General features: G+C 30.1%; 22 protein-coding genes. 8 read left to right on the top strand and 14 right to left on the bottom strand.

Annotated elements, in window-relative coordinates:
• The first annotated feature begins 6 nt into the window (after positions 1-6).
• From EV195_RS08055 to EV195_RS08045, 3 genes are read left to right on the top strand one after another with little or no spacing between them, the layout of a single operon-like run.
• A complete protein-coding gene (locus EV195_RS08055) occupies positions 7-561 on the top strand; it encodes a hypothetical protein (protein WP_132794436.1) in 555 nt (184 codons plus the stop codon).
• Positions 551-1,552, top strand: a complete 1,002-nt coding sequence (locus tag EV195_RS08050; protein WP_132794435.1) for a sensor histidine kinase — start codon at positions 551-553, stop codon at positions 1,550-1,552. Before EV195_RS08055 ends, EV195_RS08050 begins: the two co-directional genes overlap by 11 nt.
• 8 nt (positions 1,553-1,560) lie before the next feature.
• Positions 1,561-2,328 carry a LytR/AlgR family response regulator transcription factor gene (locus EV195_RS08045; protein ID WP_132794434.1) on the top strand — a complete coding sequence of 256 codons (768 nt, stop codon included), beginning with the start codon at positions 1,561-1,563 and terminating at the stop codon, positions 2,326-2,328.
• Positions 2,329-2,398: 70 nt separating this feature from the next.
• Here EV195_RS08045 and EV195_RS08040 read toward each other — a convergent pair whose 3' ends face one another.
• Complete coding sequence (locus tag EV195_RS08040; RefSeq protein WP_207899779.1) at positions 2,399-3,115, bottom strand: Bax inhibitor-1/YccA family protein; 717 nt, start codon at positions 3,113-3,115, stop codon at positions 2,399-2,401.
• 90 nt (positions 3,116-3,205) lie between these two features.
• Positions 3,206-5,002: a translation elongation factor 4 gene (gene lepA / locus EV195_RS08035; protein ID WP_132794432.1), complete on the bottom strand. Its 1,797-nt coding sequence runs from the start codon at positions 5,000-5,002 to the stop codon at positions 3,206-3,208.
• 663 nt (positions 5,003-5,665) lie between these two features.
• Here lepA and EV195_RS08030 point away from each other — a divergent pair.
• Genes EV195_RS08030 through EV195_RS08015 form a run of 4 tightly spaced genes read left to right on the top strand, consistent with a single transcriptional unit; the run spans position 5,666 to position 7,834 of the window.
• The gene (locus EV195_RS08030; RefSeq protein WP_132794431.1) at positions 5,666-6,028 is read left to right on the top strand and encodes a hypothetical protein; all 363 of its coding nucleotides are present in this window, start codon (positions 5,666-5,668) and stop codon (positions 6,026-6,028) included.
• A 27-nt stretch (positions 6,029-6,055) separates the two neighbouring features.
• Positions 6,056-6,589, top strand: a complete 534-nt coding sequence (locus EV195_RS08025; RefSeq protein ID WP_132794430.1) for a YceI family protein — start codon at positions 6,056-6,058, stop codon at positions 6,587-6,589.
• A complete protein-coding gene (locus tag EV195_RS08020; RefSeq protein WP_132794429.1) occupies positions 6,567-6,953 on the top strand; it encodes a hypothetical protein in 387 nt (128 codons plus the stop codon). The genes EV195_RS08025 and EV195_RS08020 overlap by 23 nt, the downstream gene beginning before the upstream one ends.
• Positions 6,935-7,834 (top strand): DUF5777 family beta-barrel protein, encoded by a 900-nt coding sequence (locus EV195_RS08015; protein WP_132794428.1) that lies wholly within the window; start codon positions 6,935-6,937, stop codon positions 7,832-7,834. Before EV195_RS08020 ends, EV195_RS08015 begins: the two co-directional genes overlap by 19 nt.
• Positions 7,835-7,870: 36 nt before the next feature.
• On the opposite strand, the gene EV195_RS08010 is transcribed toward EV195_RS08015, so the two are convergent.
• From EV195_RS08010 to EV195_RS07995, 4 genes are all read right to left on the bottom strand, one after another.
• Positions 7,871-8,848 carry a Gfo/Idh/MocA family protein gene (locus EV195_RS08010; RefSeq protein WP_132794427.1) on the bottom strand — a complete coding sequence of 326 codons (978 nt, stop codon included), beginning with the start codon at positions 8,846-8,848 and terminating at the stop codon, positions 7,871-7,873.
• An 89-nt stretch (positions 8,849-8,937) separates the two neighbouring features.
• Positions 8,938-9,129: a hypothetical protein gene (locus EV195_RS08005; protein WP_132794426.1), complete on the bottom strand. Its 192-nt coding sequence runs from the start codon at positions 9,127-9,129 to the stop codon at positions 8,938-8,940.
• Between the two features lie 2 nt (positions 9,130-9,131).
• Positions 9,132-10,520 (bottom strand): radical SAM protein, encoded by a 1,389-nt coding sequence (locus EV195_RS08000; protein WP_132794425.1) that lies wholly within the window; start codon positions 10,518-10,520, stop codon positions 9,132-9,134.
• Positions 10,510-11,247 carry a prolipoprotein diacylglyceryl transferase gene (locus EV195_RS07995; RefSeq protein ID WP_132794424.1) on the bottom strand — a complete coding sequence of 246 codons (738 nt, stop codon included), beginning with the start codon at positions 11,245-11,247 and terminating at the stop codon, positions 10,510-10,512. The genes EV195_RS08000 and EV195_RS07995 overlap by 11 nt, the downstream gene beginning before the upstream one ends.
• Before the next feature lie 81 nt (positions 11,248-11,328).
• On the opposite strand from EV195_RS07995, the gene dusB reads away from it, so the two are divergent.
• Entirely contained in the window at positions 11,329-12,330 is a 1,002-nt protein-coding gene (dusB, locus tag EV195_RS07990) for a tRNA dihydrouridine synthase DusB (RefSeq protein WP_132794423.1), read from the top strand.
• Between the two features lie 279 nt (positions 12,331-12,609).
• Here dusB and EV195_RS07985 read toward each other — a convergent pair whose 3' ends face one another.
• From EV195_RS07985 to EV195_RS07950, 8 genes are all read right to left on the bottom strand, one after another.
• Positions 12,610-13,290: a hypothetical protein gene (locus tag EV195_RS07985; protein WP_132794422.1), complete on the bottom strand. Its 681-nt coding sequence runs from the start codon at positions 13,288-13,290 to the stop codon at positions 12,610-12,612.
• Positions 13,291-13,295: 5 nt separating this feature from the next.
• Complete coding sequence (locus tag EV195_RS07980; RefSeq protein WP_132794421.1) at positions 13,296-14,498, bottom strand: ABC transporter permease; 1,203 nt, start codon at positions 14,496-14,498, stop codon at positions 13,296-13,298.
• 38 nt (positions 14,499-14,536) lie between these two features.
• Positions 14,537-14,932, bottom strand: a complete 396-nt coding sequence (gene rbfA, locus EV195_RS07975; protein ID WP_132794420.1) for a 30S ribosome-binding factor RbfA — start codon at positions 14,930-14,932, stop codon at positions 14,537-14,539.
• Positions 14,933-15,086: 154 nt separating this feature from the next.
• The gene (locus EV195_RS07970; protein WP_132794419.1) at positions 15,087-15,731 is read right to left on the bottom strand and encodes a response regulator transcription factor; all 645 of its coding nucleotides are present in this window, start codon (positions 15,729-15,731) and stop codon (positions 15,087-15,089) included.
• A gap of 45 nt (positions 15,732-15,776) precedes the next feature.
• Positions 15,777-16,538 (bottom strand): sensor histidine kinase, encoded by a 762-nt coding sequence (locus EV195_RS07965; RefSeq protein ID WP_132794418.1) that lies wholly within the window; start codon positions 16,536-16,538, stop codon positions 15,777-15,779.
• A complete protein-coding gene (locus tag EV195_RS07960; RefSeq protein ID WP_132794417.1) occupies positions 16,514-17,068 on the bottom strand; it encodes a hypothetical protein in 555 nt (184 codons plus the stop codon). Before EV195_RS07960 ends, EV195_RS07965 begins: the two co-directional genes overlap by 25 nt.
• Before the next feature lie 108 nt (positions 17,069-17,176).
• Positions 17,177-17,776 carry a hypothetical protein gene (locus EV195_RS07955; RefSeq protein WP_132794416.1) on the bottom strand — a complete coding sequence of 200 codons (600 nt, stop codon included), beginning with the start codon at positions 17,774-17,776 and terminating at the stop codon, positions 17,177-17,179.
• Between the two features lie 215 nt (positions 17,777-17,991).
• Positions 17,992-18,624 carry a hypothetical protein gene (locus EV195_RS07950; RefSeq protein WP_132794415.1) on the bottom strand — a complete coding sequence of 211 codons (633 nt, stop codon included), beginning with the start codon at positions 18,622-18,624 and terminating at the stop codon, positions 17,992-17,994.
• Positions 18,625-18,774 lie beyond the last annotated feature (150 nt).

Genomic DNA, 18,774 nt, shown 5'->3' with positions numbered 1-18,774 from the left:
ATTCTTATGAAAACATATTATAAAATACTTTTTGTAATTGGTTTACTATTTGAAGCCATTGGACAAATACTACTTTCTAGAGGAAATGAATTTGTTTACGCATTAAAACCTATTGATTTTGCTCATTGGTCATTACTTCTAGGAGTTGTATTACTAATTCCTCAGGTTGGAAACTTCCCAAGAAGTATGGCAACCTATTTAGGAGTTCCAACTATTTTAATTGGAATTACATGTATTATAGGAATGTGCGTGTTAGATTTTATATGGTGGAGTCAACCTAATCAAGAAATAAGAAATGAATTCGCTGGTCATTTATACAACGTAAAAGCTATATGGAATCCTTTTATAGCTGTCGGTCCCAATTTCTTAAACGTTGGTTTGTTTTTACTCGCTTTAAATTATATCAAAACAACTAAAACTGGAGTAATATTAATTGTTTTAGCAACCTTAACTGTTTTTTTCGGTAGCTTTATTCCTTCAAGATTAATTTATGTGTATTTAATCACAGCTATTGGTTATGGATTAATCTTTTTCAATAATAAAACAACTAATGAATACTAAACTTAATAAATCCGATGTAGTTCTTCTAGCTATCTATTTTGCAGTTTCTTTTATTAAACAAGGAAGAGATTATTACAAAAGAGATGCTTTAATACGTGAATATTTTATAGATTTTCCTGTAGAAATATTCATGATTGGATCTATCGTTTTTTTATTTATTTTTTGGTTAATTCCAAAATTTACTACCAAAAAACAATATTTTTCATTTACGATTATCGGAGTTTTTATTTTAGTATTTTTTGCTGGAATAGACTATGTAATTGGTTATTGGTCTGGAAACAATGATTGGTCTAAATTCCCTAAAACTGTAGATTTCTTTTTTCTAATGATTGATAGATCTACCTATTCAACAGCTTTCCCTTTTGCTCTTTTACTTACTAAGAAATTTTACGAAGGACAAGCGCAGATTTCAAAAATAAAAGAGCAACAAAAAGAGAACGAACTAAAACTACTACGTTCTCAAATAGACCCTCATTTTTTATTCAATAACTTAAATACACTAGACAGTTTAATTGATTCTAATACCGAAAAAGCAAAAGAATATATTAATAGACTTTCTTTAATTTACAGGTATCTAATTAAAACAAAAGACTCAGAAGTTATGGAGCTTTCTGAAGAAATACAGTTAGCAGAAAACTACATCTTTTTAATTCAAACTCGATTTGAAAATGATTACGATTTTCATATTGACAAAAGAGCGTCAATAACCGATAAATTTATTCCAACTGGAGCTTTACAAACTTTGTTAGAAAATGTAGTTAAGCATAATATACCGGATAAAAAGCCAATTAAAACAACTATTGTTATAGAAGATGAATGTTTAAAGATTTGTAACAATAAATCTTTATTGAATAATAAAAAAGAGTCTTTTGGCACCGGATTGCAAAACTTGAAAACTAGATATCAGTTATTATCAGACCAAGAGATTACTGTTATAAATACCGAAAATGAATTTAAGGTTACTCTTCCTATTATTAACTTGATTGCATAAGAAAACCTATGAAAATATTAATTCTAGAAGACGAAATTCCTGCTTATCAAAAGCTAAATACTTATTTAAACGAGTACTTCAATACTGAAGAAGTGCATTCAGATTGGGTAAGAAGCATTAAAGATGGAAAAGCGCTTATAGAAAACACTACTTACGATGTTATATTATCTGATATCCAATTATTAGATGGTATTTCCTTTGACTTGTTTGATGAAATAGCTATAAACACTCCTATTATTTTTTGCTCTGCTCATGATGAATATTTATTCAAAGCATTTAATTCTAATGGAATTGCTTATATACTGAAGCCTTACACCAAAAAAGAATTTAATAGTGCAATAGAAAAATATCAATCTTTATTTAAAAAAGGCGATTATGGTAATTTAAATTCAGAAGTAATAAACGAACTTAAATCTACTCTTAAAGAAGAAAATGCTGCGTTTAAAAAACGCTTTGTTATCAAAAAAACTAAAGGGATTCAACTACTCAATGTAATCGATATTTCTTTTATTGAAGCCTCAGGAGATTTTTGTATTGCTACTGATAAAACTGGCAAAAGACACTCAATTTCTCAGAGTTTGGGCGCTATCACTAAGCAACTAAATCCTAATAAATTTTTCAAAATTAACCGAAGTGAACTAGTTAACATCGAGTATATAGAAAATATTGAAAACCATTTTAAAAACCGTTTATTACTTACCGTAACAGGTTGTAAAGAAAAACCGATGACCAGTACTTCAACAACAGCAGAATTTAGAAAATGGTTAGAACAATAGAAAACAACCAAAAATCAAAAAGACTCGAATACTCGAGTCTTTTCTTACATATAAACGATTGTGATTAAAATTAATCTCTGTCTAAAAATATTTGTAATACATACCAGAATAATAACATTAATGATGCAAATAATCCTAATGCTGCTGGAATGTAATCTTCCGTAGTAAATTTATGTACTAAGTTAGATGTTTGGTATAAAATAGAACCTCCAGCTAATACACACATACCAACTGAAAACCATAATCCTAAGTTAAATCCGAATAAAGTTCCTGCGACTATTAATCCTATAGCAATAAAAAAACCAATAGTTAAAGCTGACTTTAAAAAAGAAAAATCTTTCTTGGTCATTATTACTACTGCAGACAACCCTGCAAATAAAGTTAATGTAACAATTCCTGCTTGTTGCAACACTTCAAAACTTTCAGTGTACGCAACAGCTATGTATATTAAAGGAATAAAAATAAATGCTTCTGCAAATACATAACCAGCATAAGCCATGTATTGTAAATTTTTATCTGTAGTACGTAAAGCGGTACTTTCTGCATAATTAGTAACCAACATAAAGCCTCCAAGTAATAACAACCACTTCCAGCCTTGAGTCATTGATAAAGCAAACTCTACTATTGTGTTACTTTGTAATAATAAATATTCAAAAATGATAAATAACAATACACCTCCAGCTACGTGTGCATAGGTTTTTTTGTAAAAAGCTACTCTTTCTACTTCTGTAGATTGAGCTACTAAAACTCTATCGTGATTATCAAAAGAGTTAAAAGAATTTTCCATAATAATTTTTTAATGATTTTCGATTGGTAAAAATAGAATTTATTTTTAAATAAAAAACCCTAGCAATTAGTTACTAGGGTTAAAAATATCTTAATCGTTTAATTTTAAAACTGCCATAAACGCTTGTTGTGGTATTTCTACATTACCAATTTGTCGCATTCTCTTCTTACCTTTCTTTTGTTTCTCTAAAAGTTTACGTTTACGAGAAATATCTCCTCCATAACATTTTGCTGTTACATCCTTACGTAAAGCTTTCACTGTTTCACGTGCTATTATTTTTGCGCCAATTGCTGCTTGAATTGGAATATCAAATTGTTGGCGTGGAATTAATTCCTTCAATTTCTCACAAATTCGCTTTCCTATAGAATACGCATTACTATCATGTAATAAAGATGAAAGCGCATCAACTACTTGTCCGTTTAATAGCATATCTACACGAACAAGTTTAGATTTTTTTAATCCAATTGGATGATAATCAAACGAAGCATATCCTTTAGAAACTGTTTTTAGTCGATCATAAAAGTCAAATACAATCTCTGCTAAAGGCATTTCAAATATTAATTCAACTCTTTCTGGAGTTAAATATGTTTGATTTACAATCTGTCCTCTTTTTTCAATACATAAACTCATTACTTGTCCCACAAAATCGGCTTTTGTAATAATAGAAGCTTTGATAAAAGGTTCCTCTACCCTGTCCAATTTAGAAGGATCTGGTAAGTCAGATGGATTATTAACAATAATTACCTCATCCGGTTCTTTTTTTGTGAATGCATTGTAAGAAACGTTAGGAACTGTGGTAATAACTGTCATATTAAACTCACGTTCTAAACGCTCTTGAATAATTTCCATGTGTAACATTCCTAAGAATCCACATCGGAAACCAAAACCTAAAGCTGCAGAGCTTTCTGGCTGAAACACTAAAGAAGCATCATTTAATTGTAACTTCTCCATAGAAGATCTTAATTCTTCATAATCTTCAGTGTCTACAGGATAAATCCCTGCAAATACCATTGGTTTTACATCTTCAAAACCTTCAATAGTATCAGTAGTTGGATTTACAAAATCTGTAATAGTATCTCCTACTTTTACTTCTTTTGCTGTTTTAATACCCGTAATTAAATAACCAACATCTCCTGTTTTTATCTCGTTTTTAGGGTCTTGTTTTAATTTAAGTGTTCCTACCTCATCGGCAAAGTATTCTTTACCTGTAGCCATGAACTTAATTCTTTGATTCTTTTTTATAGAACCATCAATAATTCTAAAATACGTTTCAATTCCTCTATAAGAATTGTATACACTATCAAAAATTAGAGCCTTTAATGGCGCATCAGGATTTCCTTTTGGAGCTGGAATCCTATTAATAATAGCTTCTAAAATTTGATCTACACCAAAACCAGTTTTTCCACTAGCCGGGATTACATCTTCAGGATCACAACCTAATAGATCGACAATATCATCGGTAACTTCTTCTGGGTTTGCAGATGGTAAATCTACTTTGTTTAGAACAGGAATTATTTCTAAATCATTGTCTAACGCTAAGTATAAATTTGAGATTGTTTGTGCTTGAATGCTTTGAGCAGCGTCTACAATTAACAAAGCTCCTTCACATGCCGCAATTGAACGAGAAACCTCGTATGAAAAATCTACGTGTCCTGGAGTGTCAATTAAGTTTAAAATATAGGGCTCTCCTTCATGAACATAATTCATTTGAATTGCGTGCGATTTAATAGTAATTCCACGCTCTCTCTCCAAATCCATATTATCTAATAATTGATCTTGCTTTTCACGCTCAGTAACAGTTTGCGTAAAATCTAATAATCTATCTGCAAGAGTACTCTTACCATGATCAATATGAGCGATAATACAAAAATTCCTTATGTTTTTCATTCGTTCTTATTCCTTCTTAATGACTTGCAAAGATACGCTAATTGCATCTTCTCTAGCAAAAAAAGTTTCGGTTAAAGTTTAGCATAAAAACTACGCCCTCAGCTTTTAGAATTATAATTTGATATCGACTATAATATTGAAATGTCATTTAATTTTCAACCGTTTTTTTTCCCTTTCAACCTTAAAAAGTTCCTTTTAAACATCTTTTACAGTGTGTAATCTTTAAAGCTAAAATACATTTGCTGTAACATTGATTGAAAGATTGATGTTTTACACGAAATAGATACTAGATAGCATCATAAAAATATTGAAGATCATCATTCCAGAGTGTAACTTAATTTATTTGAAGTTGACCTCTAAGGCTCAGCATATCTGTTTTGTTTTTTTGAATTGAAAACACGATGTAAGGGGGAACGTTATTTACAATTTAATGTTTGCAAATTCATTTAAACCTTAAACAACATATGCTGAGTTCTTAAAAAATTGACAATCTTCTTAAAGGTTATATTTCCTTTTAAACAAGAAATTTTCCTTTTTTAGTAATTTTATGAATCTAACCAACAACAATATAAAACATCTTTGTACCAGCTATGTGAAAGGTATTTGAGTGTGAATGGAATAAACCTCTTAAGTTAACCGTTATTAACCTATAAAAACTAAATCATGAAAAAACGTAACCTAACATTCTTATTTGTATTAGCTTTTTTGATTGCAAATTGTACTTCCTCTGAAGTAGCAAACGATGATCCTGTTGTAATAGACCCAACTCAGAAAGTTACTTATGAAAAAGATGTAAAAAACATTATTAACAACAGTTGTGCAGTAAGCGGATGTCACATTGGTTCTAATCCTCCAGCTGGTATTTTACTTACCACGTACAACCAAGTAAGAAGTCAGGCTGAAAACGGAAACTTAATTGCACGAATGAATAACAGTTCCAATCCTATGCCTCCAACAGGAATTTTACCTAGTTCTACTAGAAGTGTTATAGATCAATGGAAAGCAGATGGCTTTCTTGAGAACTAATTGTTAAACTATAAAAGAAACTTTACTATGAGATTACTTATAACTTTATTACTGATTTCTCAATCTATATTTGCCCAAAAATATTTTACGAGAACTGGGGCTACTGAATTCAAAGCTTCGGTTAAAGCCTTTGAACCTGTTCAGGCAACAAACAACAGCACCAGTGCTATACTAACAAACGATGGACAAATAGCTGCTCAATTATTTATTAGTGCGTTTCAATTTCGTTTGGCTTTAATGCAAGAACATTTTAACGAAAATTATATGGATTCTGCAGAGTTTCCTAAAGCTACCTTTAAAGGAAAAATAGAAAACATTATAGTAAGCGACCTTGAAAACTCCAAAGAAGTTATCATAAAAGGAATTTTAACCGTTAGAGGAATTGAGAAAAAAATTGAAACAAAAGGAACACTTTCTAAAATTGGCGATAAGATTAAGTTAGTTTCTGATTTCGTTGTACTTCCAAGCGATTTTAATATTGAAATACCAAGTTTAATACGACGTAAAATTGCACGTGAAGTAACCATTAATTTGAACTATGACTTTACTAAAAAAATATAAGAATTTAATTATTACATCTGTGCTTGTGCTAATTGGTATTTTTGCTTACAATCAAATATTTAAAGAAGCTGAAACTACTGAAGAAATCGAAGCAGTGTTTAAAGGTTCATCGGGAGAGTTAGTAACTCTTCTATCAAAAGATCTTTCAAGTTTAAACAATAAAGCCGTGGAAGTTGAAGGCATCATAACTTCAATAAACAATGAAGGAATTATAATAGACAAAACTATATTCTGTCAGTTTATTCAACATGAGGTAGCACAGCAATTAAAAGCACAACAAAAAATTAAAGTTAAAGGAATCATTGTTGGTTACGATGATTTACTAAATGAATTAAAACTAAATCAATGTATTATAAAAAACTAACCTTACTGATTTTCTTTGCTTTTTCAATCTATACACATTCTGTAATCGGGCAAGAAGATTTGTTAAACGAACTAGATGAGTTTGTGAAAACCGATAAAGATTCTTTAAAAAATAACAAAGAAGGTTCGTCAAACTTTGAACTACCTGCTTTTAAAACACTTAAAATTGGCAATTTGCAATCTACAAAAGTTGCCGATCAAGGGGATTTATTCTTAATTGTTTCGCATAGATTTGGACCTTTAAAAGATGGATTAGACACTTTTCTAGGTCTAGATCAAGCGAATACAAAAATTGAGCTTTTGTATACTTTTTTTGAAGGATTACAATTTAGCATCAGTAGAGAATCTTTTGAAAAGACTGTTTCTGTTGCCGGTAAACTTCGTTTAGAAAGACAATCAAGTTCATTCCCTCTAAACTTAACAGCTTATGGTACTATTAATATTAATACCGAATTAAATAATAGTCGTTTTTCTAATTATCGCTTAAAAGATGAAGATCGCTTCAGTTATGCTCTACAATTATTAGCATCGCGACGTTTTTCAAAAAACTTTTCTCTAGAAATTGCTCCGACGTATGTTAGAGAAAACTTACAAATTTTAGAAGAAACTTTTGAAGCCAATCATAATCAGTTTGCATTAGGATTTGGTGGTAGATTAAAGTTAAGTAAGAGAATTAGTTTTAATGCAGAGTATGTATACAATTTTAACAGACATGAAAACTCAATTTATTACAATCCGTACACTTTCGGTGTAGATATTGAAACTGGCGGACATGTATTTCAACTATTATTTACAAATGCACAATCTACTAATGAACCTGGATTTATTAGTAATGCAACCGGAGACATTGCATTTGGATTTAACATTGTAAGGGTATTTTAATCAGTTATCCCTTGATTTAACAAATGTAGTTTATCACTAATCATGATTAGGATAAACTACATTTATTTTTGTTCGTATTTCATCTAAGGTTTTTATTAATTCCAAACTAAAATCATTAGATAAAATTGGACTTTCTATTAAACCTTTGTCTAAGCATTCCATCACATGGGCAGCTTCAAAATAGTAACCATATCCTGGTCCATCATCCTCTTTCATTTCTTGAATTCCTTTTTCTGTTTTAATAATAATAGGACAATTCATTTCTCTAGAAATTTGAACCGTTCCCTTTTCAAAGTGAAAAACAGAATAATTTGGAGCGTCGTTCCTAAAACCAGCTCTCAAATACGCTTTTTTATCATTTTCATATTCAAAAATTATATCAAGATGTTCATCGGAACCTGTAGGACTTTTAATCGCATACGCAAGTATATTATTAGGTTTTCCTAGTGTTTGAAGTGCTGTAAAAACCGGATAAATTCCAATATCTAATAAAGCACCTCCACCTAAACTTAGATCATATAACCTACTTTTAGCATTAAAAGGGACGTAAAACATAAAATCTGATTGTATAGTTTTGAGTTCTCCTAACTCTTTAGAATTTATAATCGATAAGACTTTTTTAAACGTAGGAACTAATCGAGTCCAAAAAGCTTCCATTAAAAAAGTATTGTGTTCTTTTGAAGCATTTATCATTAACGCCACTTCCTTTTGGTTTATAGCAAAGGCTTTTTCGCATAAAACTGCTTTTTTTCTCTCTAAAGAAAGCAACGTGTATTTACAGTGAAAACTGTGAGGAGTGGCTATATATACAATGTCTACATTATCATCTTCAAGCATTTCAATATAACTTCCATAGGCTTTTTGAAAACCAAACTTATTTGCAAAGTTTTTTGCTTTTGAAAGATTTCTTGATGCTGCGGCATATAAAACAGCATTGTCTACAATCTTTAAATCACTTGCAAAAATTTCTGCTATCCAACCACAACCTAAAATTGCCCAATTATATTTTTTCAAAACCTAACTGATTTAGTTCATTTGAAAAATACTACAATAGTTAAATTGATATTGATAGTAATTATACAAATGTTACCTAATTATTCGAACTAAAATCCTCCAAAGCATATTCCTAATCCGACAATTAAATATAAAACAGCTAAAATGTAAAAAACAGTAGCGGCATCTTTATATTTTTTTCGAATTAAAAATCCGATTGCAGCTAATACAATTGGTGGTAATAAGAGGATAATAAATATGATGACGAAAATACCAGAATAATCTGCTTCTAATGGAATCATAATTATAGTGTTTTTAGTTTTTTAAGTTGTTCTTTTTTATCATCTCTATACAGTAAGTTCATCGTTTCAAAAGGAATGATTTTATAATCTTTATCAACAATATGAACACATGACTTTTTGATTGCTCTTACATCAAAATTGTAGGCATCAATAAATTGCATTATGATAATTCTAAATAAATTATCATATCCTAAATTAGGCGCATCAATATTTGGCAAACAACACATTATTGATTTTAAATTCTCTTCTGCAACTTCAACAGAATTTCCTGTACTAAACAATTCAATCATTTTACCATGTAGCTGTTCGTCTTGCTCGTATACAATGGTGTTTTTACTATTATCTAATAAATCAGCAGGATTCACATAACGTGTTAACGGAAATACTTCTCCATCTAATTTTAAAGCATATCCCATTACCAAAGCATCTGGATTACATGGTACTGGAATTAAATCATCTGAATTAAAAATTGGTGCTTGTTCTAATATTTTTCTTCTTACCTCAGTAAGCGTCAATCGATCAGTTTCAGGATTAAAATTCTCTAAACGACCTGCAATTTGTGTAGGTTGTAAAGTAACTCCTCTAACACACTTTTGTTGTAATGCATAGTCAATAATCTTTCCTATTTCGTGATCATTCAAACCCTTTTGAAGTGTAACAACCAATGTTGTTGATAAATTTACTTCATTTAAATTAGCAATTGCTTGTTCTCTAATTTCAGATAGATGAGCGCCACGCATTGATTTTAACACCTCATCATTAAACGAATCAAACTGCAAATAAATTTCAAAATCTGGTGTGTAGGATTTTAATCGTTTAACAAATTCTTTGTCTTTTGCTATTTTAATTCCGTTAGTATTTAGCATTAAATGCCTTATTGGAAGCGATTTTGCATACTCTAAAATTTCAAAAAACTGTGGATGAATTGTTGGTTCTCCTCCACTAATCTGAACTACATCAGGCTCTTTTTCATTTTTAACAATAGTATCCAACATTTTTTTAACCTCCTCCAACGTTCTATGTCTTCCATAAGTTGGAGAAGATCCTGCATAACACGTAGGACAAGTTAAATTACAACGATCGGTTACTTCTAAAACTGTTAAACAAGAATGTTGTTCATGATCGGGACATAATCCACAATCATATGGACATCCATAATGTGTTTTTGTATTGAATGTATAGGGCGTTTCAGAAGGTTTATTATAATTTCTGATATTCTTATAATACTCAATATCATCCGCAATTAATACTTTAGAGTTTCCATGTTCGGTGCATCTCTTTAACATGTAAACCTTCTCGTTTTCAAAAACGATTTTGGCATCAACACGCTTTAAACATTCTGGACATAAACTCAACGTAAAGTCGTAATATGTATACTTTCTAACGGGCATGTTTCATAGCTTTAAAAATAAATTTATAGTAATATAACCAACAAGTTATACATAATATTTGAATTGTACTTAACCCTAAAATAAAAAACTGGTTTGGTTTTAAAAACTCCATCAGAAATCGAAAACCAAAATAGGCTAACATGAAATACTTGAAAACAGCTCCGTTTTCTGTATTTCTTTTACTAAATGCTTTCAAAGCGAAAAACAAGAGTATTAAAAACAACAACTCGTACAATGCAATTGGGTGTCGTAAAATACCATCGCCTAAATCCATTCCCATAAAAAAAACAGTCTCTTTTCCATATGTAAACTCATTAGTTCCCATTAGAAAACAACCTATTCTACCGATAAATATTCCTACTATAATTGGTAAGGTAAATAGGTCTCCAGAAGAATGCTTTTCTCCTATGATTTTCTTTGCAAGTTCTACCCCTAACAATCCGCCAAATAAACCTCCCATAATTGTTTTTGAATTCAATAAATATAGTAGTGGCTGATTAGATAAGGCCAAAGGGTGTTCTAATACTCCAACAATTCTAGAACCTAACAATGCTCCAATAGCAGCTCCTAAAATAATGTACAACCTATTTGAAGTAGTTATTACATCATTACTGTTTCTTTTCAAGTAAACATAGTAACGATACCCGATAAAAAATGCCAAATATTCTAAGAGTAGATGGATATTGAGTTTGTAACCTGCTACAATTGGTTCGAATGGAATATCCATTTACCTATTAATTTTGAAGTTATTACCAAACTTATAAAAATCGTTTTTAAAAAAACTGTAATTTTGCATCGATTTTGAATTATGGTAAAGATAGATAAAATAGAACTTCCTGATTTTCCGTTGCTGTTAGCACCAATGGAAGATGTAAGCGACCCTCCTTTTAGAGCTTTGTGTAAGGAAAATGGTGCTGATGTGGTATATACTGAATTTATATCTTCAGAAGGATTGATTCGAGATGCTGCAAAGAGTGTCATTAAACTAGATATTTATGAAAAGGAACGTCCTGTTGGAATCCAAATTTTTGGAGCTAACATGGATTCTATGTTACGTTCTGTTGAAATAGTTGAAAAAACGAAGCCAGATATCATTGATATTAATTTTGGTTGTCCTGTTAAAAAAGTAGTTTCTAAAGGTGCTGGCGCAGGTATTTTAAAAGATATTGATTTAATGGTGAAGCTTTCCGAAGCTATGGTAAAACATACCAATTTACCAATTACTGTTAAAACTCGCTTAGGATGGGACCATGATTCTATTCGTATTGTGGAAGTTGCAGAACGTTTACAAGACGTGGGTATTAAAGCTATTTCTATTCACGGAAGAACCCGAGCACAGATGTATAAAGGTAGTGCTGATTGGGGACCTATTGCTGAGGTAAAAAATAATCCTAGAATGCACATTCCTGTATTTGGAAATGGTGATGTTGATACTCCAGAAAAAGCGATGGAAATGCGAGATAAATATGGATTAGATGGCGCAATGATTGGTAGAGCCTCAATTGGTTATCCATGGTTTTTTAATGAAGTAAAACATTTCTTTAAAACAGGAGAACATTTACCTACACCTACTATTGCTGAACGTGTGGATGTAGCTCGCCGTCACTTACAAATGTCTATTGACTGGAAAGGAGAACATTTAGGTGTAGTAGAAACAAGAAGGCATTATACAAACTATTTTAAAGGAATTCCACACTTTAAAGAATACCGTTTAAAATTGGTTACTTCAGATGATCCAAATGAAGTTTTTAAAGCTTTTGATCAGATTGAAGCGGAGTTTGGTTCTGCAAGAATTCCTGAAATTGGATAGTATTTCCAATTATCGAAATTTTTAAACATTTTGTCGAAAAAACAGCTATTAGCTATCTAAACTTTTGACTTTGGAACGCATTTTGGTTGTAAATTAGCAGAGTTAGTTAATTATATTAATCCCAAGTTATATAGAATTAATTAGACTTTTAGTTGATAAATGAAACATAAAGTAAATCTCGCTTTCCCGTATAGAGATCCCTAAAAAGAAACATGTATCAATCAAAAAAACCATAAAACCTCAACAATTTCTGTTGAGGTTTATTTTTATAATATTAGGTTATTGTTTAATTTCCAAAGACCTTATAATCTTCTTCACATCGTCAAGATATAATGAGTAATAGAGGTTTGCAGAATGATAATTAACAAAATAAACTCTTTTATCACCAAATACAATGGCATCTGTATCTGTACAATTCGTAAAATTTCTGTACAAACCATATTTAAAAAGCAAAATTGAACCTAGTTTTGAATCTTGAGTTTCAATCATTTCATACTTAAAATCAGCTAGTTTGTATTGCTTTCTTTTAAAGTTTAAATAATAATTTATAGCTTCTTCTTTGTTGTATACTTTTATTGAATCTTTATGATAACTATTTGTCATTATATAACAATCCAAATAATATCCTCTCTTCTTCTTGTTATTTTTATTGAACTTGAATATATCCTGAGCTTTTTGTTTCTGAAATACAGAATCACTCATTTCTTTCAAAGTTTCTCCTTTTTTGAAATTCATTCCTAATGGAGAATAAAATATATTGCCATGACTCCCTACATATCTATTCCAATATTCAGGAATTTCGAATGAGAAATATTTATGTATCTCATCAGCTTCGGATTTAGTGATAACCAAATTTGATTTGTTAACGTCTTTAAGTAATGGACGTTTGTAAACCTTTTTAGACTTACAAGAATAAGTAACAGCTATAGCTATTACCGCTAGGTATTTAATAAATTTCATAACAATTATTTTCTTACAAAATTATAAGAAATCCTTGAACTTGCAATTTTAGCAGCTATAAAACCTAATACAGAAATTGTTAGCATTACAACTAGTAAGTTCGTCCATCTAAACTCAACTGGATATGGAATGTTTTGCGTTATCATAAACAAACCAAATTGCTGTTGAATAATAACCAAAATTACTCCTAAAAACAATCCAACTCCCATTCCTATTAAGCATAAAAGAAATCCTTGAAGTACAAATATTTTCTTTATATCCTTCAAAGTTGCACCTATATCTAACAATGTTTTTAAGTTTTTTCTTTTGTCAATAATCATCATAATTATTGCTCCTACAACATTAAATAAAGCAATAATTACAATCAGTGTAAATATTAAATAGGAAACAAAATTCTCCGTATTAATTACTTTATAAATTAAAGCGTTTAATTCTGTTCGAGTTTGCACGTTATAATTAGCTCCTAAATTTTGTTGTAGTAAAGCAGCTTCTTGGTCAATTACGTTAGCATCTCTTACTTTAATTTCAATAGCTGAAATTTGATTTGGATTATAATTGAGTAATTGTTGAGCTACTTCTAATTCTGTAAAAACATACTTGTTTTGAAACTCTTCAGCTCCAGTATAAACTCCAACTATCTGAACATTTATAGAATTAAAAGCATTATTAGCATTTAACAATCCCTTTCCTGGCTTTGGTACAAAAACTTTTAAAGGTTCCGTTATATTAAAAACCCTAAGAGAAAGTTTGTATGAAATTCCACTACCTATAACTGCGGTTCTTTTAAACTCAGGATCTATCCATTCTCCAACTACTAAAGAAGAATCAACTGCAACTACTTCGGTGTAATTGTTATCGACTCCTTTTATGTAAGCAATATGACTTTTATCGTTATACTTTAAAAATACACGTTCTTCTGCTACTTTTGAAAAGGAAGCTATATTAGTATTTGAAATAAGTTCTTCATCGAGAGTTTTTGAATACTCGAATGTTTTCCCTTTTACAGGTGAAATTTTAATATCTGGATCTGAGGCATCTAATAATGAATAACTAAATGTTCGTAAACCCGAAAAACCTGATAAAATAATGAATAACGCCAGTGTACCAACTATTACTCCAAACATAGCGATGATAGTAATAATATTAATAGCGTTGGTGCTACTTTTAGATTTTAAATATCTTTTGGCTATGTAAAAAGGAAAGTTCAATTACGTTTAAATGTATAGCAATGTACTAATTAGGTTACTTAACGTTTTTGTCTGCGTGGTAAAATGTCTGGATTTTTTATAGGATTATCATCCTCACCTTTTAAAGACTTATCGATTTCTTCTATATAATCCAAACTATCATCTCCAAAGAACAACAATTCTGGCATTCTTCTTAATTGATTTCTAGTTCGTTGAGCCATTTCATGACGAATTAATGGCGTATTAGACTTTACTCCTTCTACAATTTCATCTCTCTTGTCAGATGGGAAAACACTTAAATACACCTTTGCTACTCCTAAGTCTGCCGTTACAGAAACCTTAGAAACAGAGATGATTACTCCTTTCATTCCGTTTTGAGCAGCACGTTGAAGTACATCAACTAAATCTTTTTGTAATAATGCTGCAATTTTTCGTTGCCTGTTCGTTTCTTCCATGTTGCAAATTTACCGATAAATATTGAATTATAAATGGTTGTATTACGTATATACTCAATCATAGCAAAATAAAAAAGTAGCCTTTGTTAAAACTTTTAGAAAAGCTTTATACTAGGCTACTTTTATCTTTAATATAATGTTTGATACTGTTACACTAAGGCATATAAATCTTATTTTTTATAGCGTACATTACCAATCCTACTCTATTCCGGATGTTTAATTTTGTAAATAGACTATCACGATAACCATCTATAGTCTTTGGACTTAAAAACATTTTTTCCGCAATTTCTTTGTAAGTAAGTTCAGAACACGCCAAGCGCATGAACTTAATTTCATTTTCTTTAAAGTCAATGTTGCTTTTGCTCTTCTTTCCTGAAACTGACTCTAATAATAGGTTTGTTACATTCTTTGTATGATAAAAACCATTGTCCATAATTTCTATCAATGCTCGCTCTAAGACCTCCTTTTTGGTGTCTTTTAGCAAGTAACCTATTGCTCCAGCTTTTAGCATTTTTAAGATAGTGCCATCTGCATCTTCAACTGATAAAGCTAATACATTTACATTTGGATAATTAGCTACAATCCATTCAGTAGTTTCTATACCGTTCATTACTGGCATATTAACATCTACTAAAACAATATCTGGAATGTTTCTGGGGGAGGCTGCAAATTTTTCTTGTACCTCTCCTCCATTTTTACAGGTGTATAATACTTTAAATTTATCAAAAGTATTTACCATACCTTCTATTGCTTGAGACAACAGCGTATGATCGTCCACTACGACAACTGAATATTTCATGTTCGTTAGATAAGTTTGGTTATTAAATTAACTACAAGTAGGAGATTATACTTCATAAAAGTAGTAATAAATATTTAAAGTAGTACCCTTCTTAGGTTCCGATTTTATATTAGCCTCAGCATTAATTAGTTCTACTCTAGTTTTAATATTCTGAAGTCCAATTCCTTTTTTTGCTACCTCATTAATATTAAATCCTACACCATTATCTTTCGCTATTATTTCTAAAGCATCTTCTTTAAAATGTAAAAAGACATCTAGCTTAGATCCTTTTGCATGTTTTATGGTATTTGAAAAGAATTCTTGCAGAATTCTAAACATAATAATACCATGCTTTTGGTCTACTTCTTTTTCTTCACCTGTAATAGTTAATGTGGCATCTATAAACTTTAAACGGTTGAATCGTTCAATTTCTAGCGCTAAAGCTTCTTTAAATTTGATGTTTTTTATAAACTCAGGATTGATAAGTTTAGACAACGATCTAATTTCATTTAAACTTTTAGTGATGGTTTCTGAAATATCCCCAAGGTTTTCTTCTGAAGCATTTTGCAATTGTATTTTAGCTAAAGTTAGAAGTTGCCCGATGTTATCGTGCAACTCCCAACTAATATTTCTTAAGGTTTCTTCTCTAATTTCTATTTGCGTTTCGGCTATTTCTTTCTCGAAACGTTTTTTTTCTTCTGCTTTTTCAGTTAATAACTGGTTTTTTCGGCGTTGAAATATTGTGAATAATATGACTATAAACAAAACACCTAGAACAACTAAGATTGTAGATATGACTACTATTATTTGACTCTGTTCCAACTCCATAAAAATCCGGTAATAAAACAAGAATGCATTATTATAGTTAACAACTTCTGAATATGATACAAAAACTGAAAAGAATCATTTTTTTTCATATAACTTAAAATTCCTGTTAAAGGTAAAGTTCCTAAATAATACATAAATAATCCAACTGTTATCCAAAAAAGAATATTCTTCTTGTAACTTAAAATTTCTTCAGAAATTAGAAATTCTCTTAAAAATAGGATTAATACAATACTAATCTGAAAAGCTCCAAACAATGGAGCTAAATTATTATAAGTAACAGAGAGAACATCTTTCCCTAAAAAAATACTCGTCCCAACAAAAATCGCATTATATAAAATAATATTTATTAACGACACTTTTTTGGTTAAAGTATTCTTGCTTACAGCTCTATAAAAGAAAAAAAGCAGATTAAATTCAACCAGACTCAGTAAATTATATAAAGAAGAATTTTCTACACCAAATTTCAAAAGAATCAACGCACCTATATCAATACTAAACATGAAAAAGAGATAAAGAATAAAATATTTCATTTTCACGAATGATTTGTTTTTTAAATATCTTAAACAAAATAATGTAAGACTAAAAAAACTCAGAAAGTGTATTAAATAAACTAGATGCATAAATATCTCTTAACAATTTTAGTTTGGAGGCGATAAGTGTGTTTTATTTCCTAAACCACTTTCTTCTTCAGTAAACCCATCACGCATCATGATAGCTTTAAAAGAAGTTTTTACTTCTTCTTTTTTACTAGATTTCAACTTAAAGTTTTCTTTGTTATCGTAGCGCCATTCGTAATTATATTCTTTTAATTTACTTCTTAAAGTTACAATATTATCTTTAGTAGAATTTAAAACATCTATTTCTACTTCTTCTCCATTGACAATAGCTGTTGGTGTGTACAATAAGTTTTCATAATTAATAAACTCATCTTTCGGAGCATTCTCTTCTGAGTAAACACCTTTAATGAAACTAATCCCTTTTAATTTTATACCTTTTTCCTTAGCTTCCTTCTCCATATAATTCATGTAGTTTTTCAACTCATAAAAGTCAAATGTATTAATTCGGGTGTCTTCAAAACCTAATCCATTTACCAATAACTCAAATCGAGTTCTATCATATTCGTGTAACATGGTAACAATTTCCTTGTAAGTCAGTAATGTTTTTGGTTTTGTTGTGTCTGGAGTATCAATAGTATTAACTCCAAAAAGTTTACAAAGTTTACGTAGTAACGTTTTCATTTTAGTTAAAGTTTAGTTATTTAATCAATCCAAAAATACAAGCATTTTTTTTACAGAAAGCAAACTCTTTAATTCTTTGTCAAATAACTTAATAACTTTACAACAAAATCGCAGGAAAAACCCCTTTTACAAATCGGTTGCTTACCTATATATTTAAAACTTGATGGAAAAAAACTAGAATAATTCAACAAATATCTTACTGAAATGAATATAAACTATTCCATAGAAGGAGATAAATGGCCATAATTAGAAGAGCTACTTTCCAAATCTTCTGTACTTCTTCTTTTCATAAAATTTTCTTGAAGTCTTTTACTCACAACTTTTCTACCTTCATAATCTTCTTTACTATCGTACACCCAGTTGTATCCATAATGAGCAAACATTTCCTTCATAGTTACTACTTCTTCTTTTGAAGATTGTACCGGATCAAATGCTATATTCTTTGCATTTATGTTTGTTGTTGGCATTAACATGATGTTCTGATAATTAGGCACACCATGACCAGTATTCTTAGGATATGCAACAGAAACAAAATTAATTCCTGTAAATTCAATTCCTTTTTCTTTTGATAATTGTTTAACATACTTAATGTAATTCTCTAAAGTTTCAATAGAGTAATGATTAATTCTTGTATCCTCAAAACCTAAAGCATTCTCTAAAACTGGTTTCCTAGTTTTATCATAATGCTCAAGCATACCAATCATGTCTTTGTACATTAAAGCGTTGTAAGGTCTTTCTGCTGATGAAACCTCTACATTTGGATTCACAGCATCTTCATCTTTTTGGCATCCAATAAAAGACACCACAGTTACTACCATAGCAAGCGCCACAATTTTTATTGCCTTCATAATTGAAAACATTTAATAGTTAATAAAATACTCTTTGAAATAACAACTCCTTATCGGTTCTTAGCAAAAAAAGGAGATAGCAATTATTTAGTATTAAAAATTCAAAGAATTTTCAATTTTTTAGGTTAGAAGGAGTATTAATTTAACCTT

It is taken from the genome of Tenacibaculum skagerrakense, assembly GCF_004345825.1.
Lineage (GTDB): Bacteria > Bacteroidota > Bacteroidia > Flavobacteriales > Flavobacteriaceae > Polaribacter > Polaribacter skagerrakensis.
This window is presented reverse-complemented; position numbering and strand designations above follow the sequence as displayed.

Bases quoted from the DNA above. Each gene is read 5' to 3' on its own strand.
- EV195_RS08055 (WP_132794436.1), top strand. From the start codon at position 7: ATGAAAACATATTATAAAATACTTTTTGTAATTGGTTTACTATTTGAA.
- EV195_RS08050 (WP_132794435.1), top strand. From the start codon at position 551: ATGAATACTAAACTTAATAAATCCGATGTAGTTCTTCTAGCTATCTAT.
- EV195_RS08045 (WP_132794434.1), top strand. From the start codon at position 1,561: ATGAAAATATTAATTCTAGAAGACGAAATTCCTGCTTATCAAAAGCTA.
- EV195_RS08040 (WP_207899779.1), bottom strand. From the start codon at position 3,115: ATGGAAAATTCTTTTAACTCTTTTGATAATCACGATAGAGTTTTAGTA.
- lepA (WP_132794432.1), bottom strand. From the start codon at position 5,002: ATGAAAAACATAAGGAATTTTTGTATTATCGCTCATATTGATCATGGT.
- EV195_RS08030 (WP_132794431.1), top strand. From the start codon at position 5,666: ATGAAAAAACGTAACCTAACATTCTTATTTGTATTAGCTTTTTTGATT.
- EV195_RS08025 (WP_132794430.1), top strand. From the start codon at position 6,056: ATGAGATTACTTATAACTTTATTACTGATTTCTCAATCTATATTTGCC.
- EV195_RS08020 (WP_132794429.1), top strand. From the start codon at position 6,567: ATGACTTTACTAAAAAAATATAAGAATTTAATTATTACATCTGTGCTT.
- EV195_RS08015 (WP_132794428.1), top strand. From the start codon at position 6,935: ATGTATTATAAAAAACTAACCTTACTGATTTTCTTTGCTTTTTCAATC.
- EV195_RS08005 (WP_132794426.1), bottom strand. From the start codon at position 9,129: ATGATTCCATTAGAAGCAGATTATTCTGGTATTTTCGTCATCATATTT.
- EV195_RS08000 (WP_132794425.1), bottom strand. From the start codon at position 10,520: ATGCCCGTTAGAAAGTATACATATTACGACTTTACGTTGAGTTTATGT.
- EV195_RS07995 (WP_132794424.1), bottom strand. From the start codon at position 11,247: ATGGATATTCCATTCGAACCAATTGTAGCAGGTTACAAACTCAATATC.
- dusB (WP_132794423.1), top strand. From the start codon at position 11,329: ATGGTAAAGATAGATAAAATAGAACTTCCTGATTTTCCGTTGCTGTTA.
- EV195_RS07985 (WP_132794422.1), bottom strand. From the start codon at position 13,290: ATGAAATTTATTAAATACCTAGCGGTAATAGCTATAGCTGTTACTTAT.
- rbfA (WP_132794420.1), bottom strand. From the start codon at position 14,932: ATGGAAGAAACGAACAGGCAACGAAAAATTGCAGCATTATTACAAAAA.
- EV195_RS07970 (WP_132794419.1), bottom strand. From the start codon at position 15,731: ATGAAATATTCAGTTGTCGTAGTGGACGATCATACGCTGTTGTCTCAA.
- EV195_RS07965 (WP_132794418.1), bottom strand. From the start codon at position 16,538: ATGGAGTTGGAACAGAGTCAAATAATAGTAGTCATATCTACAATCTTA.
- EV195_RS07960 (WP_132794417.1), bottom strand. From the start codon at position 17,068: ATGAAATATTTTATTCTTTATCTCTTTTTCATGTTTAGTATTGATATA.
- EV195_RS07955 (WP_132794416.1), bottom strand. From the start codon at position 17,776: ATGAAAACGTTACTACGTAAACTTTGTAAACTTTTTGGAGTTAATACT.
- EV195_RS07950 (WP_132794415.1), bottom strand. From the start codon at position 18,624: ATGAAGGCAATAAAAATTGTGGCGCTTGCTATGGTAGTAACTGTGGTG.